Source organism: Pseudoalteromonas sp. S4741 (assembly GCF_005886135.1).
GTDB lineage: Bacteria > Pseudomonadota > Gammaproteobacteria > Enterobacterales > Alteromonadaceae > Pseudoalteromonas > Pseudoalteromonas tetraodonis.
This window is the reverse complement of record NZ_PNCN01000013.1, coordinates 1-23,227: the sequence shown is the minus strand read 5'-3', so window position 1 is coordinate 23,227 and position 23,227 is coordinate 1. Positions and strand designations below refer to the sequence as shown.

The 23,227-nt window shown below is 39.7% G+C and carries 22 protein-coding genes and 1 pseudogene; 17 read left to right on the top strand and 6 right to left on the bottom strand.

Annotation, left to right across the window (positions count from 1 at the left end; genetic code table 11):
* Window positions 1-49 precede the first annotated feature (49 nt).
* Entirely contained in the window at window positions 50-1,432 is a 1,383-nt protein-coding gene (locus CWC30_RS01965) for a Na+/H+ antiporter NhaC family protein (protein ID WP_138626281.1), read from the bottom strand.
* A 303-nt stretch (window positions 1,433-1,735) separates the two neighbouring features.
* On the opposite strand from CWC30_RS01965, the gene CWC30_RS01960 reads away from it, so the two are divergent.
* Window positions 1,736-2,251: a GNAT family N-acetyltransferase gene (locus tag CWC30_RS01960; protein ID WP_138626280.1), complete on the top strand. Its 516-nt coding sequence runs from the start codon at window positions 1,736-1,738 to the stop codon at window positions 2,249-2,251.
* Here the strand turns inward: CWC30_RS01960 and CWC30_RS01955 are convergent.
* From CWC30_RS01955 to CWC30_RS01945, 3 genes are read right to left on the bottom strand one after another with little or no spacing between them, the layout of a single operon-like run.
* A complete protein-coding gene (locus tag CWC30_RS01955) occupies window positions 2,248-2,856 on the bottom strand; it encodes a PqiC family protein (protein WP_138626279.1) in 609 nt (202 codons plus the stop codon). The genes CWC30_RS01960 and CWC30_RS01955 overlap by 4 nt on opposite strands.
* Window positions 2,856-4,511: an intermembrane transport protein PqiB gene (gene pqiB / locus CWC30_RS01950; RefSeq protein ID WP_138626278.1), complete on the bottom strand. Its 1,656-nt coding sequence runs from the start codon at window positions 4,509-4,511 to the stop codon at window positions 2,856-2,858. The genes CWC30_RS01955 and pqiB overlap by 1 nt, the downstream gene beginning before the upstream one ends.
* Complete coding sequence (locus tag CWC30_RS01945; RefSeq protein WP_036983904.1) at window positions 4,504-5,736, bottom strand: paraquat-inducible protein A; 1,233 nt, start codon at window positions 5,734-5,736, stop codon at window positions 4,504-4,506. Before CWC30_RS01945 ends, pqiB begins: the two co-directional genes overlap by 8 nt.
* Before the next feature lie 130 nt (window positions 5,737-5,866).
* Here CWC30_RS01945 and CWC30_RS01940 point away from each other — a divergent pair, with 130 nt between their 5' ends.
* Window positions 5,867-6,058, top strand: a complete 192-nt coding sequence (locus CWC30_RS01940; protein WP_138561213.1) for a hypothetical protein — start codon at window positions 5,867-5,869, stop codon at window positions 6,056-6,058.
* A gap of 15 nt (window positions 6,059-6,073) precedes the next feature.
* The gene (locus CWC30_RS01935) at window positions 6,074-6,616 is read left to right on the top strand and encodes a type 2 periplasmic-binding domain-containing protein (RefSeq protein ID WP_138561212.1); all 543 of its coding nucleotides are present in this window, start codon (window positions 6,074-6,076) and stop codon (window positions 6,614-6,616) included.
* A 21-nt stretch (window positions 6,617-6,637) separates the two neighbouring features.
* Here CWC30_RS01935 and CWC30_RS01930 read toward each other — a convergent pair whose 3' ends face one another.
* On the bottom strand, window positions 6,638-7,447 hold the full coding sequence (locus CWC30_RS01930) for an acyl-CoA thioesterase (protein WP_138626277.1): 810 nt from the start codon (window positions 7,445-7,447) through the stop codon (window positions 6,638-6,640).
* Between the two features lie 239 nt (window positions 7,448-7,686).
* Here CWC30_RS01930 and dnaK point away from each other — a divergent pair, with 239 nt between their 5' ends.
* The 11 genes from dnaK (at window position 7,687) to CWC30_RS01875 (ending at window position 20,378) form a co-directional block, all read left to right on the top strand.
* Window positions 7,687-9,603: a molecular chaperone DnaK gene (gene dnaK, locus CWC30_RS01925; RefSeq protein WP_138626276.1), complete on the top strand. Its 1,917-nt coding sequence runs from the start codon at window positions 7,687-7,689 to the stop codon at window positions 9,601-9,603.
* Window positions 9,604-9,818: 215 nt separating this feature from the next.
* Complete coding sequence (gene dnaJ, locus CWC30_RS01920) at window positions 9,819-10,958, top strand: molecular chaperone DnaJ (protein WP_138626295.1); 1,140 nt, start codon at window positions 9,819-9,821, stop codon at window positions 10,956-10,958.
* A gap of 105 nt (window positions 10,959-11,063) precedes the next feature.
* The gene (gene ybaK, locus CWC30_RS01915) at window positions 11,064-11,525 is read left to right on the top strand and encodes a Cys-tRNA(Pro) deacylase (protein ID WP_036983909.1); all 462 of its coding nucleotides are present in this window, start codon (window positions 11,064-11,066) and stop codon (window positions 11,523-11,525) included.
* 182 nt (window positions 11,526-11,707) lie between these two features.
* Window positions 11,708-12,076 carry a response regulator gene (locus CWC30_RS01910; RefSeq protein ID WP_138561211.1) on the top strand — a complete coding sequence of 123 codons (369 nt, stop codon included), beginning with the start codon at window positions 11,708-11,710 and terminating at the stop codon, window positions 12,074-12,076.
* Window positions 12,077-12,212: 136 nt separating this feature from the next.
* A complete protein-coding gene (locus CWC30_RS18580) occupies window positions 12,213-12,464 on the top strand; it encodes a hypothetical protein (RefSeq protein ID WP_138626275.1) in 252 nt (83 codons plus the stop codon).
* 163 nt (window positions 12,465-12,627) lie between these two features.
* Window positions 12,628-12,891 (top strand): CBU_0592 family membrane protein, encoded by a 264-nt coding sequence (locus CWC30_RS01900; protein WP_008112375.1) that lies wholly within the window; start codon window positions 12,628-12,630, stop codon window positions 12,889-12,891.
* 171 nt (window positions 12,892-13,062) lie between these two features.
* Window positions 13,063-14,793 carry a sensor histidine kinase gene (locus tag CWC30_RS01895; protein WP_138626274.1) on the top strand — a complete coding sequence of 577 codons (1,731 nt, stop codon included), beginning with the start codon at window positions 13,063-13,065 and terminating at the stop codon, window positions 14,791-14,793.
* Window positions 14,786-16,147, top strand: a complete 1,362-nt coding sequence (locus CWC30_RS01890) for a sigma-54-dependent transcriptional regulator (protein ID WP_036983912.1) — start codon at window positions 14,786-14,788, stop codon at window positions 16,145-16,147. The genes CWC30_RS01895 and CWC30_RS01890 overlap by 8 nt, the downstream gene beginning before the upstream one ends.
* 174 nt (window positions 16,148-16,321) lie before the next feature.
* Window positions 16,322-17,284 (top strand): porin, encoded by a 963-nt coding sequence (locus CWC30_RS01885; RefSeq protein ID WP_138626273.1) that lies wholly within the window; start codon window positions 16,322-16,324, stop codon window positions 17,282-17,284.
* Window positions 17,285-17,295: 11 nt separating this feature from the next.
* Complete coding sequence (locus CWC30_RS01880; RefSeq protein WP_036983914.1) at window positions 17,296-18,771, top strand: SLC13 family permease; 1,476 nt, start codon at window positions 17,296-17,298, stop codon at window positions 18,769-18,771.
* A 188-nt stretch (window positions 18,772-18,959) separates the two neighbouring features.
* Window positions 18,960-20,378, top strand: coding sequence for a coniferyl aldehyde dehydrogenase (locus tag CWC30_RS01875; protein ID WP_138626272.1), 1,419 nt, complete (start codon window positions 18,960-18,962; stop codon window positions 20,376-20,378).
* 63 nt (window positions 20,379-20,441) lie between these two features.
* Here CWC30_RS01875 and CWC30_RS01870 read toward each other — a convergent pair whose 3' ends face one another.
* Window positions 20,442-21,167 carry a tetratricopeptide repeat protein gene (locus CWC30_RS01870; RefSeq protein WP_064664106.1) on the bottom strand — a complete coding sequence of 242 codons (726 nt, stop codon included), beginning with the start codon at window positions 21,165-21,167 and terminating at the stop codon, window positions 20,442-20,444.
* 316 nt (window positions 21,168-21,483) lie between these two features.
* Between CWC30_RS01870 and CWC30_RS01865 the strand changes: the two genes are divergently transcribed.
* The 3 genes and pseudogenes from CWC30_RS01865 (at window position 21,484) to CWC30_RS19185 (ending at window position 23,219) form a co-directional block, all read left to right on the top strand.
* Window positions 21,484-22,347, top strand: coding sequence for a DUF6279 family lipoprotein (locus tag CWC30_RS01865; RefSeq protein ID WP_138626271.1), 864 nt, complete (start codon window positions 21,484-21,486; stop codon window positions 22,345-22,347).
* Window positions 22,348-22,458: 111 nt separating this feature from the next.
* Window positions 22,459-22,919 (top strand): annotated as a pseudogene (locus CWC30_RS19190) (GGDEF domain-containing protein); the annotation flags it as partial.
* Window positions 22,920-23,006: 87 nt separating this feature from the next.
* Complete coding sequence (locus tag CWC30_RS19185) at window positions 23,007-23,219, top strand: diguanylate cyclase (RefSeq protein WP_502704747.1); 213 nt, start codon at window positions 23,007-23,009, stop codon at window positions 23,217-23,219.
* Window positions 23,220-23,227: the final 8 nt, after the last annotated feature.

Here is a 23,227-nt window from a genome sequence, read left to right as displayed (position 1 = left end):
TTTTAACGGCGTTAATTATGGTTTTAGTAAAATGGCTACCATTGCCATGTTAGGCCATAAGTAAAAAGCCAATGATGGCAAAGCCTGCAGCAATTAAGGTATAAGGTAATTGCGTTATAGCATGACTGATCAAATTACAGCCAGAGCCTTGTGCTGCTAGTACGGTTGAATCAGAGTAAAAACAGGCTTGGCTACCAAATGAAGACGCTGAAAGTAATGCGCCAATCACCAATGGAATATTTGCATCAACCGCCGTCGCAAGGGGCATGACAATAGGAATTGAAACCGCAAAAATCCCCCAACTTGAACCCGTCGCAAACGCTAATATCGACATCGCAATAAATACCACCGCAGGTAAATAGCCAGCGGTCATATACGGGCTTAAGCTGCCAATCACAAATTGTGGTAAGCCAATTAAGTCGCATACATCTTTAAAAATAAAGGCGGCAATCACGGTTCCAATTGCGGGGATCATACTTTTAAAACCATCCAGCATACGCTCAATCATTTCGCTAAAGCTCATTAATTTTTGTAACGCATAAAATGGCAAAGTGACAGCCATTGTCGCTAATAGACCTTTGTACACATCTATTTCAAAATATACGGTAAATGCGACTAATAAAAAAATCGGCAACAAAAAGTTATATAACTTACCTTTAGGATCCGCATCTTCAAAGTGTTCTTCCGCTGCTTTTACTGCATATTCATCGGCGGTTTGTACTTGAGTATAAATCGCAGGCTCTAAAATAGGAGCGTGACTTAGCGCCTGTTGCTCGGCTTTTTTCATTGGGCCAAAAGTAGGGATCACGCCGGCAATAACCAGCACCACAGTCAACACCGCAAACCAGGCATAAAACATATACGGAATGGCTTGAATATAAACGGCAATGCCTTTGCCTTCTTCTGCGATGCCGTTATCCACTAACAGGCCACCAAAAAATACAGCCCACGTTGACAAAGGGACGAGTACACAAATAGGCGCTGCCGTTGAATCAACAACGTAAGCGAGCATTTCACGACTCACTTTAAATTTGTCGGTGATCCGCTTCATGGTTTCACCCACGGTAAGCGCGTTTAAATAATCGTCAATAAATATCACGACACCCAAACAAAAGGTCATAAATAAGGAGGAGCGTTTACCTCGGGTGTACTTTAAAGCCAAACTACCAAACGCAGAAGCCCCTCCAGTACGCACTAATAAGGCAATAAGCGCACCAAAGCCGCCACACACAAGTATTAACCAACCAATGGTTTCATCTGTCATTACTTTGAGTGATGTGCTGGCAAAATTTGAGAGAACTTTGCTAGGGTCAGCTAAAATAAAGCCAACTAATGCACCAATCAGCAATGATAAAATAGGGCGGCGTAAAACAACAGCCAATACAACCACTACCGCAGGCGGCAGTAGAGTTAACGCAGAAGGTTCAAGCATTTATAAGATCACAAAATTAAAAGCAGATTTAAAAAGTAAACTGCTTATACAAAAACAAAGAAGATGATAAGTTCGTTGTTAAATCATCTTCCAAGTCACTGCTTTTGCACGCGTGAAGGGCACTTAAAAAATTATGTTAAATTAATAGTTTTAGTGAAACGCGTTGGCTTTGGCGCCAGCCGGCGCAAGGAATGCATGCCGCTATTGTTGTGCCTTTAAAAACATCGGCGCAAAAATAATCTTCTTTTTTATTTCAGTCAATAAAAAAATATCGGGTCGTGAAAAATATTATCAGGAGTTATTTTGAATATTGCTTTTACAACAGAGCGCTTACACATACGCTTCGCACAAATAGCAAATGCGGCGGAGTTACTTAAGTTGGTTAATCAGGCTAATTTCACTAAATACATTGGTGATAAAGGTATTTATACCTTAGACGACGCTAAAAAATACATTAAAGACAGTTTTATATCTGCTCATAAGCAGCATGGCTTTGGGCCTTATATAATCGCATTACAGGATGAAACACTAGTTGGTATTGTTGGGTTTTATCAGCGAGCTGTTCTGCAATATCCTGACTTAGGGTATGCGCTAAAAGACGGTTTTGAAAAAAAGGGCTATATTTTTGAAGCGGCAAATACCTTGCTAAACCATAGACAAAACTTAGGGATTAAACAGGTTACGGCGATCGCCCGTTGTGATAACCGCGCATCAAAAAATGTATTACAAAAGCTCGGTTTTAAAACCCAAGGTCAAGTTATAATAGAAAGCACTAACATTGCGGTAGATGTATATTTACTTAATACAGAGAAATATTAAATTCGCGCTTTTTCAATTTCTTTTGCCGCAAGGATGTTGATTTGTTGCCACATTTTTTCAAGAGTAGCCACCAATGAATCATAGCCATCAGCATCGATTGGCATAACAGATGAAAAATTATGGATGCCTAGTAAACGCCTACCCGATTCTGGGTGAGTGTAGTATAAACGCCATAGACCTGAAATATCTGCATTACCTTGCAGATCACCGTTAAAGTGGTGTAGTTCGTATTCTAATTCGTAAAATGTTTGTTGCTGTTGGTCGGTAATAACGGGTAAGCCTTTAATAACCATCCAGTTTGTCATGGTATTAAATAATGTTTGCTGCGCGCTGGCACTGAGCATAACATCTGGCGACTCGCCCCATAGATGATAATTAGCAGCATGGATTTGATTACTATCTACTTTCATAGCAATACCCCGGTTATTCAATGCGCCTCTTAAGGTGACTGTTTGCACGCGCAGTTGTGCCTGTGTATCTTGCACATTTCGCGAAGAGTCATTAATGGGCTGCTCAAATTGGTAATACTGAATTGTTGTTTGAATAGCAGAGCTGCAACCACTGATAAAGATCACACCCGTTAAAAGTAAAAATAGTGCTTTCATTATTGCTTCCTCGGTTGTGGATCGTTAGGTAGTGATTTGTCAAAAATGAGCATATTAGGTTGCTCGTTTAAGCCACGAGTAAGAGGCTGAAACTCTTCTGTTAAACGCTTAATTTGTAGCAGTGTTTGCTCAAGTTGATAGTGCATTTGAGAGCCTGCTTGATAGCTTGCCATGGTTTTGTCAAACTGGCGCATGGTTATTTCAAACTGTTCCATGCTTTTGGTTATTTTTTCGAGATTACGATTAAAGTCACCGGGTAAATTTTGGGTATCGGGCTTATTTAATAATGTGCGCATCTCACTGGCCAGAGCTTGATACTCGCTAAACGTAGTTTGCATTTTGGCTAAACTGTCTTCAATTTTTAAGTTATTCACTTTATTAAGTACATCCGATACTTGATCGGCAAGTACCGTTATACCGCTCGATACACTAGGAAATACATCGTATTGAGCAAGTTTTTTAAGCTCGCTTTTTGGGGTGTCGGTATAAAAGTCAAAATCGACGTAAACTGCACCGGTTAGCAAATTACCCGGTTTAAGTGACGCTCTCATGCCATTTTTAATCCACTCGTTAACGCTTGTTTTCCAATACTCTTTTGCTACCGAGGTGATATGGTATAAACGACCATATTCTACTTTTATCAATACTGGAACTGCGGTATTTTTGGCGCGAAAATGAGCCGGTTTCCCATCTATAATTACATTGGTGGGCGCTTCAACCACTGTGCCGACGCGTGTACCTCTATACTCAACTGGCGCACCAACACGGAGTCCTCTAATCGATTGTTCGAATTCAATAAGGTAATAATCAAAATCATAAAAACGCTCTTCTAAAGCTTGCTTATAACTTTGACTCAAAGAAAAGCTATGACCATCTTGTGCTAAATCGCCAGGGGCTTGCTGATCAGGTAAGCCAACAGAAATACCGCCTTTTAATAATTTGCTTAGTGAACCGGTGTTAATATTTATGCCATCAGCAGAGAGATCTATTTCAATACCTGAGTTAACCCAAAAAATAGAGTTTAAGGTGATCAGGTTCTCATAGGGGGCTTTAATAAAAATACCGTATTGCATTGCTTGGTTTTTCCAATCAAAGGTGGCGGTTTCTATTTGGCCTATTTTGTAGTTTTTAAAAAATATGCCAGTACTCACATCAAGTACTTCAGCATTGTAACTGAGTAACTTAAAGCGCCCACCTTGAACATCTTTACCAATTAATGCGGGCTCTTCTTGCAGGGTAAAGCGTTTTTTAAGTTGGTTACTTTCTCCCGGTGAAAACTCTAAATAAACCCCTGAAAGTAGGGTGCTCATACCACTGATCCCAGTTTCATCAATGCGTGGTTTTACTACCCAAATACTGGCATCTTCGGTGAGTAAATTATCATAGTTTTTATCTATTTGTGCTCGGGCTATTACACTGTCTTGGCTATCAGAAAGGCGGACGTGATCAATTTGACCTATTTTGACACTTCGCACTTTAATTTCTGTTTTACCAGCAATAATCCCCTCGGCTTGGGGCATAGTGATGTAGATTGTTTGCCCTTTATTTAATTGATACTGATAAAGCATCCAAACACCAACAAATAAGGCAACCACAGGAATGATCCAAATTGCAGAAATACTTGGTTTTTGTGCTACGTTAGCTGTTTTAATCATGCTTTATTCTCTGCGTTATTATTTTTGGTGAGTCCCACAGTAGGCGAGGGTCAAATGCGTGTGCCGCCATCATTTGGCATAATACCATAACGGTAAAAAAGACGATGCCCAAACCGGGTGTAACCGACATTAAGTTTCCTAGTTGCACTAGTGCAACTAATATAGCCACAACAAACACATCAATCATAGACCATTTACCTATAAATTCAGTAAGTTGATACACTTTTGTGTAACCTTTTGTATGCAGGTTGGCAGGTTTTGTAACCATAAAGCACAAAAAGCTCAAAATAAGCGCTTTGGCTAATGGCACCACTACACTGGCAAAAAATATAATAATAGCAATAGGGTATGAGCCGCTATTCCATAACGTAATAACACCCGAAATAAGGGTTGCAGGTGTTTCATCCCCTAGGCTAATAGTGTACATAATAGGGAGCAAATTCGCAGGAATATAACAAATCAGAGAAGTAACTAACCATGCAGCCGCTTTTTGTACGCTGTAGGGGTTTCTTAAATACGTTTTACTGTGGCAACGAGGACAGATTGATTCAACGCTCAGTTGATGGCAAACATGGCAGGCTTTTATATTCTCATCAATAGCCCGCTCAGTGTTTGAAGTATTTTGAAGTGTAGTGACAGGGCTTACTTGTGACCACAGCCTAGCACGATTTAAACGCGTTAATGCACTAATATAAAAAATAACAAATCCCACATAGGCAAAAAAGCTGATACCAAAGCTAACCTCAGCCAATGACATTATTTTTACCATGCTAACTAAAACACCAATCAAAAATATTTCTGACATGATCCAAGGCTCTAGCGTTAAAGTGAATTTTAATAGCTTTCTTGCAACTGCTTGCGGCAGTGCTTTGAGTGCGCCTAAATGCAAAGGGATCAAAATAATCAGCAAACTCATAGGTAAAATAATAATGCTGATATCGATAAATAAGCCAAGTAGGTCACTATCATAGTTAAATAAAATCCGTGCTGCGTCGGGCAGGGTAATAGTTTGGGTAATGCCATTACTACTAAAAGAGATAAACGGATAAAACATACTGCTGAGCAACATTAATAATGCGCTTAAACTCAGTGCGACTATTTCAGTGTCATGGTTTATGTTAATACCGCGGATCTTATGGCTACAGCGTGGGCACAATGCCACTTGTTTGGCATTAATCTCGGGAATATCAATGATAAGATCACAGCTTGGGCAGGCAGTTTGCAAAATGTTAGCTTGTAATTAATTTAATAATTTAAATATTGCTATAAATAATAGTTAAATACAAACGCTGCGGCTAAATTACTAAAGAAAAGTAACCCCAATAACTGAAAATAAAAACGGATTAGGTGAAAGAGTGAAAATTGTATTTTTATTGGCCTTAGTGTGTTTATGTGGCGATAGTTTTGCATTTGTTTATGGTATTAAGCAGCACCAAGTCATTATTGCGGCTAACCCGACTGTTGCGCCTTATGTAATAAGTGAAAATGATTCAGGTATTCAGCTCGAGATTGTAAAGACAGCACTTAATAATCAAGACATAAATTAGGTTGATGTACATTACATGTCAAATCAGCGTGCAGATGCTTTATTGAACCAAGGCCATGTTGATATTGCATTGAATTACTCGGGTATTTTAATTGCTGGCATATATCGAAGCCAATCGGTTGTTAGTTATGAGAATGTGGTAGTGAGTCTTAAAAAGAGTAACTTCACTATTAATGCTATTTACGATCTGGCGACTAAAAGTGTTTTAGCATTTCAAAATGCGCCTGCTTATTTACCTAAAGAATTTGGTCAAAACTTAGAGAACTTGAGAGGCTATGAAGAAGTATTCAATCAACAAGCGCAGATACACCATTTAATGGCAGGGTGGGTTGATACGATTATTCTCGATAGACTTATATTTCTTCACTATTTAAAGGAATATCAAAAAGCCAATGCCACTAAAGATTTTGTTATTCATGCTATTTTTCCATCTGTGGCAAGGCCTGCGTATTTTAACAATGATTTGCTGAGACTGCAGTTTGATAAAGGCTTGGCCAACATAATTCAAAGTGGTGAATATCGCATCATCATGCTTAACTTAGATAAGCAATATACTTAGCGCGACTTCACTGCTCTTTAATTAATCAAATAAGGCAACAGTTTGACGGGTGAGTGCAATAAGCTCCCCCGATTGTGACCAAATACAGCCATCTTCTAAGCCGTAGCCATCTTTTGAATGATGAGTGATTGCTTCAAAACCCAACCATTCACTTGGCACTAAATTAGGCGCTTGTACAAACTCTAAATACCACGACATGCTACTAGCCGGTGCTGGTTGCTTAAACATTTGTAGTAATGTTGGCGGCCATGCGTCAGTAAGAGCAATAACATGAGCTTCTGTAATTTCTTCAGGCTTGTGTTTAAATCGCATCCAACCACCAAGGTGAGAGGTTTGCGCACTACTAAACGGCATGGCGCCTTGCTGTGGGCATAAATCAACATGCTGAAAAAACTCTGGCATTTTCCCAGGGACAAAGCCTAAACAATGGCCTTCGTTTACAGGGTGTAAGGTTAACGACTTTGATACCGGCACATTAATTGATGAGTTACGATTTTTTGCAAAACAAGCCTGCACGATGACACACACCGCATCATCTTGAATAGCCTTGGCGAGCACTTGGGTACTGCTTTTACCTTCACGTAATATTTCTACCGATAATGAAAACGGTTTTTCAGCCAATAATGGCCCTACAAAGTTTGTACTTAAAGAAAGCAATCTTCTTGATGAATCAACTTTATTGCGCATTGCTTGATAAAGTAACGCAGCAGAGAGGCCACCAAAAGCAGTACGACCTTGGCACCAGTTAGCAGGAAACTGCATAGTATTGGTTAACGGGTCAGTTTCCTGACTCGCTTGGGCAGCTTGTTTTAATAATTGTTCAAAGTGCACAAATAATGTCCTTTTGCTGTTATTTGCTAAATTTATATCACACCCAAACTCATCAGACTAGACAAAAAATAAGCTCCCAAATTACAAAAAATCAGCAATCCCTACTCTTTTTAGGGTTATTTAGTAAATAAATTAAAAAAAATGCGTTTTTTTTCATTTTTACAGTTGAATTAACTTTGTGGCATCCCTATTAACTAGTCATCGAATGTATTAACGAATTTAGAAGTTGGAGAAGATTCATGGGTAGAATTATTGGAATCGATTTAGGTACTACTAACTCTTGTGTTGCAGTACTTGATGGTGACAAAGCACGTGTTATTGAAAATGCGGAAGGCGATCGCACAACCCCGTCTATTATTGCTTATACGCAAGACGGTGAAACGTTAGTAGGTCAACCTGCAAAACGTCAAGCGGTAACTAACCCAACAAACACGTTATTTGCAATCAAACGTTTAATTGGTCGTCGCTTTGAAGACGAAGAAGTACAGCGTGATATCGGCATCATGCCTTTCAAAATTATCAAAGCAGATAATGGCGATGCATGGGTAGAAGCAGGCGGTGAAAAACGCGCTGCACCACAAATTTCTGCTGAAGTATTGAAAAAAATGAAAAAAACGGCTGAAGACTTCTTAGGTGAAGAAGTAACTGAAGCGGTAATCACAGTACCGGCATACTTTAACGATTCACAACGTCAAGCTACAAAAGATGCGGGCCGTATTGCGGGTCTTGAAGTAAAACGTATTATCAACGAGCCAACAGCTGCAGCCCTTGCATACGGTATGGATAAAAGCCGTGGCGAAAACGTAGTAGCGGTATACGACTTAGGTGGTGGTACTTTCGATTTATCAATCATTGAAATTGATGAAGTTGAAGGTGAGCACACATTTGAAGTACTTGCGACAAATGGTGACACTCACTTAGGTGGTGAAGATTTCGATAACCGTGTAATCAACTACTTAGTAGCTGAATTTAAGAAAGACCAAGGTATCGATTTACAAAATGATCCGCTTGCTATGCAACGTGTTAAAGAAGCGGCAGAGAAAGCGAAAATTGAGCTTTCATCAGCACAATCTACAGAAGTTAACCTTCCGTACGTAACTGCCGATGCATCAGGTCCTAAGCACATGAACGTTAAACTAACGCGTGCTAAACTTGAGTCATTAGTTGAAGACTTAGTAACTAAGTCAATTGAGCCACTTAAACGCGCATTGGCTGATGCTGACCTATCTGTGAACGATATCAACGATATTATTTTAGTAGGTGGTCAAACGCGTATGCCACTTGTTCAAAAAACAGTTGCTGAGTTCTTTGGCAAAGAGCCACGTAAAGACGTTAACCCTGATGAAGCGGTAGCTGTGGGTGCTGCGATTCAAGGTGGTGTACTTGCAGGTGACGTGAAAGACGTACTATTACTAGACGTATCACCATTATCTCTAGGTATTGAGACAATGGGGTCAGTAATGACAGCACTGATTGAGAAAAACACCACGATTCCTACTAAGAAATCGCAAATATTCTCAACAGCAGAAGACAACCAATCTGCAGTAACCATTCATGTGTTACAAGGTGAGCGTAAGCGTGCTAGCGACAACAAATCTCTGGGTCAATTTAACCTAGAAGGTATTCGCCCAGCACAACGTGGTACGCCACAAATCGAAGTAACATTCGATGTTGATGCGGATGGTATCTTACATGTATCTGCAAAAGATAAAGATACAGGTAAAGAGCAAAAAATCACTATTCAAGCATCTTCTGGTTTAAGCGATGAAGAAGTTGAAAAGATGGTTCGTGATGCAGAAGCGCATGCTGAAGACGATAAAAAGTTTGAAGAGTTAGTAGCTGCACGTAACCAAGCTGACGCACTTGTTCACGGTACACGTAAGCAAATTGAAGAAGCGGGTGATGCACTGCCAAGCGAAGACAAAGACGCGATTGAAGCGGCTGTTGTTGACCTAGAAGCAGCGATTAAGAGTGACGACAAAGCTGAGATTGAAGCGAAAACGCAAGCGCTTGTTGAAAAGTCTCAAAAGCTAATGGAAATCGCTCAAGCTAAAGCACAACAAGCTGGTGGTGACGCTGGTGAACAACAACAGTCAGCTAAACAAGATGACGATGTTGTTGATGCAGAGTTCGAAGAAGTTAAAGACGACAAGTAATTGTTGCTAACGCTTCTCGCTAATTTAAAACACATGACCAAATCAAGTGTTTGAGTTAGGATGAACACATGAGGCGCGTAGGCTAAAGCTTAACGCGCCTTTTGCATGTAAAGAGAAGCGAATAAAACGCTTTAAAAATTCAATGATAAATCGATATGATTTATCGGTTTGTCCAGCAGCTAACGCTGTAAATAGAAAAGAGTAGTGTGATAGATATGTCAAAACGCGATTATTACGAAGTCCTCGGCGTAAGCAAAGATGCGAGTGAGCGAGACATAAAAAAAGCGTATAAACGCTTAGCGATGAAATATCACCCCGATCGTACCGCCGGTGATAAAGACCTTGAAACTAAATTCAAGGAAGTTAAAGAAGCTTACGAAATACTGACTGATGCGCAAAAGCGTCAAATGTATGACCAATACGGCCATGCAGCCTTCGAACAAGGTGGTGGCGGTGGTCACGGTGGCTTTGGCGGCGGCCAAGGTGATTTTGGTGATATTTTTGGTGACGTATTTGGTGATATTTTTGGTGGCGGCGGTGGTCGACGTCAATCACGCCAGCAACGTGGCTCAGATTTACGTTACAACATGGACTTAAGCTTAGAAGAAGCGGTTCGTGGTAAAGAAGTTGAGATTAAAGTACCTACTTGGGTTAGTTGTGAACCATGTGATGGCAGTGGTGCTAAAGCGGGTTCAAAGCCAAAGACATGTACAACCTGTCATGGTGCAGGCCAAGTACAAATGCGCCAAGGTTTTTTTGCCGTGCAGCAAACCTGTCCGACTTGTCATGGACAAGGTCAGATCATTTCAGATCCTTGTAATAAATGTCATGGACAAGGCCGTGTAGAAAAAACTAAAACGCTATCGGTTAAAATCCCGGCAGGCGTAGATACTGGCGATCGTATTCGCTTATCAGGTGAAGGCGAGGCAGGCATGCATGGTGCACCAGCAGGTGACTTGTATGTGCAAGTATCTGTTCGTGAGCACAAAATATTTGTTCGTGAAGCCAATAATTTATACTGTGAAGTACCAATAAGCTTTACCACTGCAGGCCTTGGCGGTGAAATTGAAGTGCCTACGCTTGATGGGCGTGCAAAGCTTAAAATACCGTCAGAAACACAAACGGGCAAAATGTTCCGTATGCGTGGCAAAGGTGTTAAGTCAGTACGCAGTGGCGCTCAAGGCGATTTAATTTGTAAGGTTGTGATTGAAACGCCAGTTAATTTAAACGAGCGTCAACGTGCCTTACTTAAAGAATTAGATGAAAGTATGGGCAAAGACAGCTCAAAAAACCGCCCTAAAGAGCAAGGCTTTTTTGATGGGGTTAAAAAGTTTTTTGATGACTTAACTAAGTAATGAGCAGGATCAATAGACCTTAGTAAAAACGGCGCTTTTTTAGCGCCGTTTTTTTATGTTTAATGTGCTAAATTATTAGGGGAATTTATTTTTGGACTTTATCAGATGACCCCCGCTATAGAGCAGCTAAAAAAAAGCGATATTAAGTTTGACATACTTAGTTACGAGCACGATATAAACAATACTAATTACGGCCTCGAAGCGGTTGAAAAGCTTAATCTTAACAGCGCCCAAGTATTTAAAACCCTAGTGCTAGAAACCTCAGAGCAACAGCTTATTGTAGCGGTGACTCCCGTCACTCAGCAGGTTAATTTAAAACAGCTTGCGAAGCTTTGTGCAGTAAAAAAAGTGATGATGGCAGACCCACAAAAAGTGCAGGCGAGTACCGGTTATATTTTGGGAGGAGTTAGCCCCGTTGGCCAAAAAAAGCGGCTAAAAACATACATACACTCCAGTGCGTTAGATTTTGAAATGATATATGTTAGTGCCGGAAAACGAGGGTTAGAAGTAACACTAAGTGCAAAAAGCTTAGCACATATAACCCAAGCTTCGTTTGGAATTTTTTAAACTTTTGTTTAGCTAAAATAAGGGGATACAAGTATCCATCTGATTACTTGCGGCAATAGGTATTGTTAACTAATGTTGTTACTACACATAACACGTTTTTGTTAATACCTTTTAGATTGACGTGTCGCCTTTACTTTGTTTTAATGAAAATTTGCTCGCAGCTATTTTGGTAAAACATACGCATGAAAATACTTGTTGTTGATGATATGCCGTTAATGCGTCATGTATTAATTAATATGTTAAGGAGGTTAGATTATATAGATATTGTTGAAGCCACAGATGGGCTTCAAGCATTAAACATACTGCAAAATCAAATGTTTGATTTGGTTATAACAGATCTTCATATGCCTAAAATGGATGGCATTACTTTACTTGATAATATTAGAAAAGATGCCGAGCTGAAAAACCTTCCTGTACTTATGGTGACCTGTGAAGATAGTTCTTCGACTGTCAAAAAAGCGATTAATGCTAAAGTGTCAGGCTTTATCGTAAAGCCTTTTAATATGAATGTGTTATCAGCTAAATTAACCCGTTTATCGATAAAAGCCTAAAGCGAATCGTTTATAAAGTAGAGTTATCTACCGACTGTTTAAAAAATATATTAGCGCAACAGCCATTCATTATTTTCTACCGCTGATGTGATAGCATTATGCTATTAACTAATCGTAAAGTAATTATTGAGGAAGTATGGCTAAGCCCAATAAAAAAGGGCCTACAAAAACGGTCGATATATTTTGTTCTGGGTGTAAGGCACCGTTATTCAAATACCGTAAAGGTGGCAAAGGTGCTTTAGTAAAATGTTTTATAGAAAGAATAACCCAAGATCACACCCATACTGAATGCGTATGCCCAGGCTGTGAACGACCTTTTGCCCGCCCTACAATTATAAGAGGAACCCCTGCCTATAAAATGATTGGTGGTAAAGTTACTTTTAAATAAACCTTTCGTTTATAGCCTAAAGTAGTGCGGGGCGGACATAAGCCCTTGTTTGCTTTTATTTCACTGGTAAGCTTCGCTGGTTTTGCTGTTTCAATGATTGAAAAAAACCCTCCCCATGGATTGGGCCAGTCAGTTGGGTTTTAAAATGGAAAAGGATAGACGTGTGATCGCACTTTTATTTGATATTGTTGGTATGAGTGGTACTTTTTTAGTGGTTGGTTCATTTTTTTTGCTGCAACTAAATAAAGTTTCACCTAAAAGTTTAACGTATAACTTAATGAATTTAAGTGGCGCTATTTTGTTACTTATTAGCCTTTGTTATAACTTTAACTTAGCAAGCTTTGTGATTGAAATATTTTGGATTGCAGCCTCATTAATTGGCTTATACAAATATTTTAAAGACAAACCTGTCGTTGCAAAAGCGTAAATTAAGCTAAAACAGCACACCTTAAAAGGTGATTAAACCGTGGAATGTAATATTTCACGGTTTTTTAGTTTCAGTATAATTGTTAACAAAAAGTTTCTTCTGCAAAGGGGGATAACTCGTTACAATATTGGCTATTACTTATTATTGGCATCATAGTTGTCATAGGCGTTTATGTTCTCCATCCCCAAAAAAATTATTTTTGCCTGTATATTGTTAGTACTATTATTGGTGATCACCTTTTCGTTTGGTCGTGCTTATGATTTAGGGCAAGCCAAAATTCAAGCTGATCAACAAGTCATCCAATTAAATAATTATATCGATAACGAACTCGCTCGATTTGCGGCTATCCCTCAGCTGCTAATTGAAAATAACGTATTGATTCGTTTTACTAATAATGAATCACAACACTTTAATGCAATTAACAATTACCTTGCTGATATTCAACAAGCCAGTGGTGCCTCAGATGTATACATACTAGATACTCATGGCGATGTTATTGCCAGTAGTAACTGGCAAACCGACTATACATTTTTAGGTAGTAACTTTGCATTTAGACCTTATTTTAAACAAGCGTTTGCCGGTGAAAAGGTCGCATACTTTGCACTTGGTCAGCGCTCAAAAGAGCGCGGAATTTATTTTTCCCAAGCTATTTACCTAGATGGAAAAGCCATTGGCGTGGTGGCGCTTAAAACTAATGTCGCTAAATTTGAAAACGATCGTTCGCTTTTAAATACTTCAAAAGGAAGCCATTTTTATTTGCAACTTGCCGATAATATTATTGCCATGTCAGATGAACCCGCATGGCGTTTAAATAGTTTTACAGAGCTTGATATTACCGCGCGTCGTGATATTAAACAGCGCCGTGCTTACTTAGATCATCAACCGCTACAAATTAAGCAACAGCGCTACAAAAGCCAAGGCATTGAGCAATTTAAAATTGCTGAAGATGAATACGTTGCCGCCTCAAGACCCTTAACTCATCTGAATGCAACCATGACAGTGCTTGTTGATATTTCAAACATTAACGCCTTACAGGTGCCTAGATTACTATGGCTAGTGTTATTTTATTGGGTGTTTATTTTTGTTGGATATAGCTTATTGGCACGCTTTGCCGGGTATAAAAAATTACTGTATTCGCGTCACAGTTTAGAGCTCGAAGTACTAGAGCGTACTCAAGCACTCGAAAAAGCCCAAACCGCATTAGTACAGTCGGCAAAATTAGCCACTATTGGGCAATTGAGTGCGGGCATTAATCACGAAATTAACCAACCGCTCAGCGCAATGAACACCTATTTAGCCAGTGCTAAAATTTTCCTAAAAAAGGGAAAGCTCAACGCATTAAATGAAAACTTAATCATTATCGAGAATTTGGTAGAGCGGGTGCATAAAATAGTGGCGCAGCTTAAACACTTTAGTAAACCGGCGGCCATGCAACTGCGACCCCATCCACTATCGGCGTTATTAAACAATGCGTTGATGATCACCCATCCGCAACTTAAACAAGACGATGTTAACGTAAGTGCACCGCAGTTTTCGCAAGAGATCACGGTGTGGGTCGATGCGTTAAAGTTTGAACAAGTATTGGTTAATGTGATCACCAATGCATCACAGGCAATGAAAGGTGAGCCAGTTAGAGAGCTCAGTTTTGATGTTGAATGCTTTGAAGAGCGCGTTAAGCTTTCTATATTAGATAGTGGCCCTGGTATTGAGCATCATGTGTTGGGGTCTATTTTTGAACCTTTTTATAGTACCAAATCAAGTAACGGGTTAGGGCTGGGCTTGTCGATTTCAAAGCAAATTATTGAATCATTTAATGGGTACTTAACTGCACATAATCGCCCTGAAGGCGGTGCGCAATTTATTATTAGTTTATCAAGCATAGAGGCCACTAAAAATGATTGAAGCCGTTGTTTGCAAACAGATTATTGTTATTGATGATGAAGCGATGATCCGCGATTCATTGAATCAGCTATTAACGCTCGAGGGGTATGAGGTACAGTGTTTTAGTGATGCAAGTGTTGCCTTAAGTCGCTTAAATCGCAGTTTTTGTGGCATTGTACTTAGTGACATAAACATGCCCACTATGGATGGTTTAACGTTTATTGAGCAGGTAAAAGCATTCGATAGCGAACTACCAGTGATATTTTTAACCGGTTATGCTGATGTTTCTGTTGCGGTAAAAGCGATGCAATTGGGCGCGTATGATTTATTTGAAAAACCACTGAACGAAAATTTATTAGATTGTATTGCCAGAGCCTCAGATAAACGTGCCTTAGTAATGGAAAACAGAGCGCTGAAGCGCGCGGTTGAGAAAACGTCGGCGCCCGGTGTACGTATTTTAGGTGATACGCTTAAAATGCAGCATATGATGAACCTACTCAATACAGTGATTGATACCCCGGCTGATGTGTTAATTGAAGGTGAAACTGGCACAGGTAAAGAATTAGTGGCTCGCTATTTACACGATCATAGTAACCGTTCAAGCTGTCAGTTTGTGGCTATTAACTGTGGCGCAGTCCCAGAGCAATTAATAGAAAGCGAACTGTTTGGGGCTATCAGCGGAGCCTTTACTGGCGCAACACACGATCGCAAAGGTAAATTTGAGTTTGCTCAAGGCGGCACCGTTTTTTTAGATGAAATTGAAAGCACTCCTTTATCACTTCAAGTTAAATTACTACGGGTGCTTGAAGAGCGAAAAGTAACCCCCGTTGGTGCTAATAAAGCGATAGAGCTTGATATTCGTATTGTCGCAGCCACCAAAGTCGATTTACTTTCGCTGGTAGAAAAAGGTGAGTTTAGAGCCGATTTATATTACCGATTGAGTTTAGTAAAAGTCAGTATTCCTGCATTGAGAGACAGAAAAGCAGATATTCCACTGTTATTTAAGCATTTTAGTTCTATTGCTGCGACCCGCTTCCATAAACCGTTAGGGGCGCTCAATATAGAACTACAACAACGTTTACTAGCGCACGATTGGCCTGGCAATGTGCGGGAATTGAGAAATCAAGCCGAGCGCGCGGTATTGCTAGGCCCCGATCTGGCATTTGCACAAAGTGATTCAAGCAACAGCACGCTATCATTAGATTTGAGCCTAGCCGAAAAGGTCAGCTTTTATGAGCACTCCTTAATTGAAGAGGCGCTAGAGCTTAACCATGGCAGCATTAAAGACACCATGACAACCTTACAAATTGCGCGTAAAACCCTCTACGATAAAATGAGTAAATATAACCTTAATCGAGATATGTTCACCGATTAATGGGTGGAAATGGTGATATTGAGTGTTTTTTATGTGTGGAAACCCGCACATTTCAATGTTTATTTTTAAACCTTTATTTTTTAAATTACTGAAAGTATTTATTATTTTTTAGTTGGTCATGTTCTTGCTTTGTAGGTGCAGACAACAAGTAGCATCACATAATTAAGACACATAATGAAAAACAATATATTCCAAGGTTCAGTACTTGCTGCGTTATGCAGTGCTGCCACGTTACCTGCAACCACTTTTGCAGCAGACTACACAGTGTATGGTAAAGCCGAAGTACAAATTGCTAACACCGATACAGGCATAATGCGTTACGCTGACGAAGGCACGCAAATAGATGCCCCTTTTTCGCGTATTGGCATTAAAGGTGACCATAAATTAAATGAGTATTTTACCGCGGTATTTAAATACGAAGTTCAAGTAAAAGGTTTTGAACACGACGATACCAATGAGCCTTTTGCAGCACGCAATACTTACTTGGGCCTAAAAGGCGCATTTGGTGAAGTGGTGGTTGGGCGAAACGACACGCGCTTTAAATATTCAGAAGGTAAGCTTGATAATTTTAACGAAACCCAAGCTGATATTGCTCAAGTAATTGCAGGGCAAGACCGCTTAGGCGATACCATCACCTATACCTCTAAGTATTGGCATAACGCGCAGTTTTCATTTACCTATGCACCAAAAGATGACAACAAAGATAACGAAGCAGGATTTGCTGCTACGCTAATTTACGGCGACCGTAATTTAAATAAAACACCTTACTCTATTTCAATCAGCCATGTCGATTCGCTTAATAACATAAAAGCAAGCCGTATTGCGGGTGTGTATAAGTTTGAAAAATTACAATTAGGGGCATTGTACCAGCATTCAGAATCGATTGACGGCGCTAAGTCTGGCAACGGTTATGTACTAAGCGCAAGCTATAAGTTAGACAAATGGGTACCTAAAGTACAATTTGCAAAAGATGATTCAAAACTACGTCAAACATCAGACGCTACCCAGTGGACCACGGGTGTAGATTATGTATTTGACAAGCAAACCACAGCTTACCTTTTATACACTGACCTCGACCTAGACCTAGAAGAAAATGCTGATAGCAGTGTTGCACTTGGTCTTAAATATAAATTTTAAGGGCTAAACAAATGACAAAACGTATTTTAGAAAATAACGCGAATAAAAAGCCATTTATGCAATGGCTGTTATTGTTACTTGGCCCATGTGTCATGCTACTTACTTGCTTAGTTGAGCCGCCAGTAGGGATGTCGGCGGCAGCATTTAAAACCGCAGGCTTAGCATTTTGGATGGCCTCGTGGTGGGTGAGTGAGGTAGTGCCTATTCCTGCTACTGCGTTACTCCCTTTAGTGATTTCGCCAATTGTTGATATAGCAGCGATAAAAAGTGTTGCAGCGCCTTATGCGCATCCGCTGATCTTTTTATTTTTAGGTGGCTTTTTAATCTCAATAGCGATGGAGCGTTGGGGGTTACACAAGCGTATTGCATTAAAAACAATGCGTTATGCAGGTAAAAAACCAAGCTTACAAATTTTAGCGATGATGTTAGTGACTGCATTTTTATCAATGTGGATGTCTAATACCGCTACCGCAGTAATGATGCTTCCTATCGCTTTATCTATTACCCATTTAGTTAAAAGCTCAGATCCTAGTAATGAAGGTTTTGGTAAAGCCCTTTTACTGTCGATTGCTTATGGCGCAAGTATTGGTGGTATTGCTACATTAATTGGTACTCCACCAAATGCATTAATGGCTGCGTACCTATCAGACAGTTATCAGATTGAAATTGGCTTTGCCGAGTGGATGATTGTTGGTGTGCCATTAGCGCTCGGTATGTTGCTGATCAGCTGGATTTGGTTAACTAAATTCACTTATAAAGTCGATGCGAATGTACAAGCGAACAAGCGTATTGATACCAAAGCGGTATTCTCTTCACAATTAAAAGACTTAGGTCTAATGCAGCGTGCTGAAAAGGGCGTGTTGTTTGTATTTGTGCTTGCCGCTATTTGTTGGATATTTAGACCTTTATTAGGTGATGTTACCGGGCTTAAAATTTCAGATACCGGTATTGCTATTGCTGCAGCATTACTACTGTTTGTACTACCGGCAAATAAAGGCAGCGATGCGCGTATTTTAGATTGGGAAAGTGCCGCTAAAGTGCCGTGGGGTGTGTTGCTTTTATTTGGTGGCGGATTAACACTTGCCTCGCAAATAAAGTCATCAGGATTAGCTGATTACATTGCTAATATGATTGAAGGGGCGAGTACTATTCCATTAGTAATGAGCATTCTTGTTGTGGTTGCGCTGATTACGTTCCTAACTGAAATAACCAGTAATACGGCAACTGCAGCAGGCTTTTTACCACTGCTAGGCCCCGTTGCTGAGTCAGTAACAGGCAGCCCGTTAGTGTGGGTTATTCCAGCTGCGATTGCGTGTAGTTGTGCGTTTATGATGCCAGTAGCCACACCACCCAATGCGATTGTGTTTGGCTCGGGTGAAATTAAAATGAAAGACATGATCCGTGCTGGCTTTGTGTTAAATATTGTCGCTATTGTTTTAATTACCTTAGTAACAATGACCATAGCAGCCCAAGTTTTTGGTTTTTAATAACCCACTTTAATCAACTAACAAAACAGATAACCGATGCACACAAAAGCAGTGCATCGGTATGCGTTCCAACCAACCTGTTGAGTGTTTTTGCAATCCTTTTCCTCGTGTTGCAAAATCACTCTTTATTGCTCGAGTAACAGAACAAGGTTATAGTCTTGAAAACGTTATAAATCGAGTAGCTTATTTTGAATACTGACACATTATCTACAGGATCTTTGCGTTCGCAATTTAATGAACTAAAGCATGCTTTTGAAGACACCCCTTATTTACCCATTGAGCAACGTCTTGCTTTACTCAAGAAAGTACGCGCTAACATTGTAACGTTAGAGCAAGACTTGATTGCTGCAGTATCTAAAGATTTTGGATACCGAACGGCGTTCGATACCTTTGTGGGAGATATTTTGCCCACCATGCAGGGACTTGCGCATATTATTAAAAAGCTACCTCGCTGGTCTAAGCCTAGTCATCGCAGCGCGGGGTTAAGCTTATGGCCCTCAAAAGTAAGTGTCACCTATCAGCCTATTGGTGTGGTGGGTGTGATTGCACCATGGAACTATCCTATTCAACTAGCATTGGTACCTGTTATTACTGCGATTGCAGCGGGTAACAGGGTGATGTTAAAGCTCAGTGAATTTACGCCTAACACCAATGCCGTTATTGAAAAAATATTTGCAGGTGAATTAAGGCAACACTGCACCATTATTCAAGGTGGTAGCGACGTGGCAAGTGAGTTTTCATCATTGCCATTTGCGCATTTGCTGTTTACAGGCTCGACGGCTGTTGGCAAGTTAGTTATGGCTGCGGCCAGTAAAAATTTAACGCCGGTAACATTAGAGCTCGGCGGAAAATCGCCCGTCATTGTGTTAGAAAAAGCAGACGTAAATAAAGCCGCGCGTGCTTTATTATTTGGAAAAATGGCCAATGCAGGGCAGATATGTGTAGCGCCTGACTACGTGTTTGTTCCTAAAGCATTAGAGCATCAATTCATTAAAGCGCTTTGTACCCTTTATAAAAAACACTTTAAGCAAGGTGTAGAAGGCAAAAACCTGACCTCGATTATAAGCCCTGCACATTATCAACGTTTGCTAGGTTATTTAGAGCAAGCACAAGAGCAAGGCGCTAAAATTACTAAACCGCTTGAACAAAACCAGCAAGATGGCGAAAAGCATCGTATGGGTCTGCATATTGTTACGCACGTAACAGATGAGATGACATTAATGCAAGAAGAGCTATTTGGTCCCATTTTACCCATTATGAGTTACGACAAATTAGAGGACGTGCTTAATTATATTCGATTACGCGACCACCCATTAGCCCTTTACATTTTAGGTCAAGATAAACAGGCGCAACAGTACATTATTAAGCAAACACTCAGCGGAACAGTTGCGGTAAACGACACATTAATACAAGTAGCTGCCGATGATGTGCCGTTTGGTGGCGTGGGGCATTCGGGGATGGGGCATTATCACGGCAAAGAAGGTTTTCTCACCTTTAGCCATGCAAAAAATACCTTAGTCTCTGGCTCGGTTAACCCGCGCATTGGTTTATTACTTAAACAAAATAAATTACTGATCAAAGTGCTAAAGTGGCTTTATGTAAAATAGCCTGCAACGCTTAAAACAGAAAAGCTGAATGAATCACTTCATTCAGCTTTTATAATAGCTAACTTAAAACAGGCGTCCTTCGCCAGCATAAGTACCCGCTAAAATTTTGGTATAAATTGCATCGGCTTTTTCTTTGGCCTCAGCTACCTCTTTAGGAAGCATAGTACGTTCATCAAGTTTACGGCTGTGACTCGCTTGCATGTTGCCGTTATACTCGGCAATGGTATTCCACACATACGACATTTCAAGATTTTTTGGCATTCCTAAGCCTTCAAAATACATCAGTGCTAAATTAAACTGCGCCAATGTATAATTATTAGCAGCGGCTTTTTCATACCATGTTCTGGCGACTTTATAATCTTGGCTAACACCATCGCCATTTGCGTACATTACACCTAAGTTATACTGTGCTGCGGGAAGGTTCTTATTGGCTGCTTTTTCGAATAAGGTTATGGCCATTTGTTTGTCTAATTTAACGCCATTACCTTCATCATATAAAACCGCAAGTGCAAACATTGAATCTACATGGTTCTTTTTAACGGCTTGTTGGTACAGCTCAGCTGCTTTGTAATAATCACGGGTAACGCCATGGCCACCTTCGTATAGCTTACCTAATTCGTAAATACCCGGTGCATAGCCTTTGTCAGCTAAATAATTAAACTCTTTAAGTGCTTCTTCAAATTCACCCGCATTAGCAGCTCTGATCCCTTCTTCTAGTCCAGCATGGGCAAGAGGGGTAGCGAGCATAATACCGGCCAGTAGCAGTGCTTTAAAATTAGACTGTGACATAAGCATGTCTCCAAATTAGTTGTCGTTCTATGTAAGCGCCATAAAAGTAAAACTTACCTAGTGAATCTATTGGGGATAGGTAAAAAATTATGAGCTAAATTAATAACGCCAACGTTTATAACCTAGGTATACAAACGTATTAACAAGTAGCTTTAACTATAGCTCAAAAATTCTAAACTTAAGCACATAGTCATGATATAAATTGCGTTAGCTTGCGATTCTATAGAAAAATGAAAAAAATAAAAGCGAGCAATAGCTTACATAATTACTTATGATGATTTTTGGCAACCAAAGCATCATAAAACGGGGTCTGTTAATGTTAAATAATTTAAAAAATATAAAACTAAGCAAAATTATTTTTATAACCAGTTTATTGTTTATTGCCAGTTGTTCTACCTCCTTTGCTTATAACAACCTTGGTTGGCTGTCTTCGTTTTGGATAGACGATTATGTCGACTTAAACAAAAGCCAATCAACGCAGTTAAAAGTGATTATTAATAACACCCGAGATTGGCACCGAGAGGTTGAGTTACCAAAATATAAAGCCGATTTACTCGACTTAAGGCAGTTGCTCGATAAACAAGCCGATACAGCGCAGTTGATGGCAAAAATAACACAGGTAAAGCAGCATTGGCGTAATTTACTTTTGTACGCGAGTGATCCCTTAATTGAGCTGGCAAAAACGTTAACTCCATCACAACGCAGTGAAATGGTAGAAAACATTCGTGAGCAAATTAATGATGAAATAAAAGAGCACGCTTCATTAACCAAAGAGGAGCATCAGCAGTCTCGTTTAGACAGGCAACTAGACTACTACGTACAATGGCTTGGTAAGCTCACCTCAGAGCAGCGAACGCTAGTGTCACAAGCTAACAGTGAATATATCAGTACCAGCAATTTATGGTATGACTATAAACTAACTCGGTTAAGTGCACTTGAAGCACTGTTTAATCAGCAAACCCTTGATGATGCCCAATTTGCGCAGCAGTTACGCACTATCATTACAGAACGAGAGCTGTTTATGAGTGCTGAACTCATTGAGAGAAATGAGGAAAATTTAAGGGCATACGCACAGTTGCTGGTTAAATTAAATCAAACCTTAAGCCCTAAACAAATTGCACATGTTGATGAGGAGTTTGCTGACTTAGTTGGCACAGTTAATGAATTGCTTACAGAATAGCTGCATTTAACCAGTCCTTTTTGCTTATTTTAAAGATGGTTGTTAAGCGTAAGGTTGTAATTATTGCATTTCAGGGTTAATTTAAACCAGTAGCTTTGATTTAAGTCTTTTATGGATATAGCCGCTCTCAACAGTACAAAAATATTACGTAAGCATGTCTTAAAATGGATGTGTTTATTTTTAGGTTTGCTGTCATTTATTTTTGCTGTGTTTAACCTATCAAAAAATCATTTTTATATTGTAGGTGGCTTAGAAGTGTAATTTCCGCACTTTGTTTTTATGCTTTTATACCATTGGTTAAAAACAAGCAACGAAATTGGTATGCCATAACGGTTTGTATGACTGTAACGCTCGTTATATTATGTGGAACCTTTTTGGCACCACTTAAAAATGGTTTGTTTTTGTGGGCGTTTTCTTTACCCATTTTGTATTATCTACTTCTTGGTCGAAAATACGGTATTGTGTTATCGGCCACACTTTTGGTTATGCAATCATCAGTGTTGCTTTATAAATTACCAAGCCCTTCTTTTTCCTCTTTTAACCAAGCGCTCAACTTACTGTTTATTTATATTATTATATGGGTCATTTCTCATGTTTTTGAAGAAAATAGGGCCGAATTTTCTAAGCGACTTAAAAACTTGGCCTTACTTGATCCTCTCATGGGCGCAGGAAACCGTTTATCTGTCAGTCATTATTTTGAAGTGGAGATAAAAGACAAGTCACAGTTGTACTTGTTTTTAATTGATCTTGACCACTTTAAACAAATAAATGATGAATACGGCCATGATTTAGAAGATAAAGTGCTGGTTGAGTTGGCAACTCTATTTAGGATTACTTTTGCAAAAGGGTATGTGTTTAGGGGGGGGGGGTGAACAATTTT

Bases quoted from the DNA above. Each gene is read 5' to 3' on its own strand.
- CWC30_RS01965 (WP_138626281.1), bottom strand. From the start codon at position 1,432: ATGCTTGAACCTTCTGCGTTAACTCTACTGCCGCCTGCGGTAGTGGTT.
- CWC30_RS01955 (WP_138626279.1), bottom strand. From the start codon at position 2,856: ATGAAAGCACTATTTTTACTTTTAACGGGTGTGATCTTTATCAGTGGT.
- pqiB (WP_138626278.1), bottom strand. From the start codon at position 4,511: ATGATTAAAACAGCTAACGTAGCACAAAAACCAAGTATTTCTGCAATT.
- CWC30_RS01935 (WP_138561212.1), top strand. From the start codon at position 6,074: ATGTCAAATCAGCGTGCAGATGCTTTATTGAACCAAGGCCATGTTGAT.
- dnaK (WP_138626276.1), top strand. From the start codon at position 7,687: ATGGGTAGAATTATTGGAATCGATTTAGGTACTACTAACTCTTGTGTT.
- dnaJ (WP_138626295.1), top strand. From the start codon at position 9,819: ATGTCAAAACGCGATTATTACGAAGTCCTCGGCGTAAGCAAAGATGCG.
- ybaK (WP_036983909.1), top strand. From the start codon at position 11,064: ATGACCCCCGCTATAGAGCAGCTAAAAAAAAGCGATATTAAGTTTGAC.
- CWC30_RS01910 (WP_138561211.1), top strand. From the start codon at position 11,708: ATGAAAATACTTGTTGTTGATGATATGCCGTTAATGCGTCATGTATTA.
- CWC30_RS18580 (WP_138626275.1), top strand. From the start codon at position 12,213: ATGGCTAAGCCCAATAAAAAAGGGCCTACAAAAACGGTCGATATATTT.
- CWC30_RS01895 (WP_138626274.1), top strand. From the start codon at position 13,063: ATGTTCTCCATCCCCAAAAAAATTATTTTTGCCTGTATATTGTTAGTA.
- CWC30_RS01890 (WP_036983912.1), top strand. From the start codon at position 14,786: ATGATTGAAGCCGTTGTTTGCAAACAGATTATTGTTATTGATGATGAA.
- CWC30_RS01885 (WP_138626273.1), top strand. From the start codon at position 16,322: ATGAAAAACAATATATTCCAAGGTTCAGTACTTGCTGCGTTATGCAGT.
- CWC30_RS01880 (WP_036983914.1), top strand. From the start codon at position 17,296: ATGACAAAACGTATTTTAGAAAATAACGCGAATAAAAAGCCATTTATG.
- CWC30_RS01870 (WP_064664106.1), bottom strand. From the start codon at position 21,167: ATGTCACAGTCTAATTTTAAAGCACTGCTACTGGCCGGTATTATGCTC.
- CWC30_RS01865 (WP_138626271.1), top strand. From the start codon at position 21,484: ATGTTAAATAATTTAAAAAATATAAAACTAAGCAAAATTATTTTTATA.
- CWC30_RS19185 (WP_502704747.1), top strand. From the start codon at position 23,007: ATGGGCGCAGGAAACCGTTTATCTGTCAGTCATTATTTTGAAGTGGAG.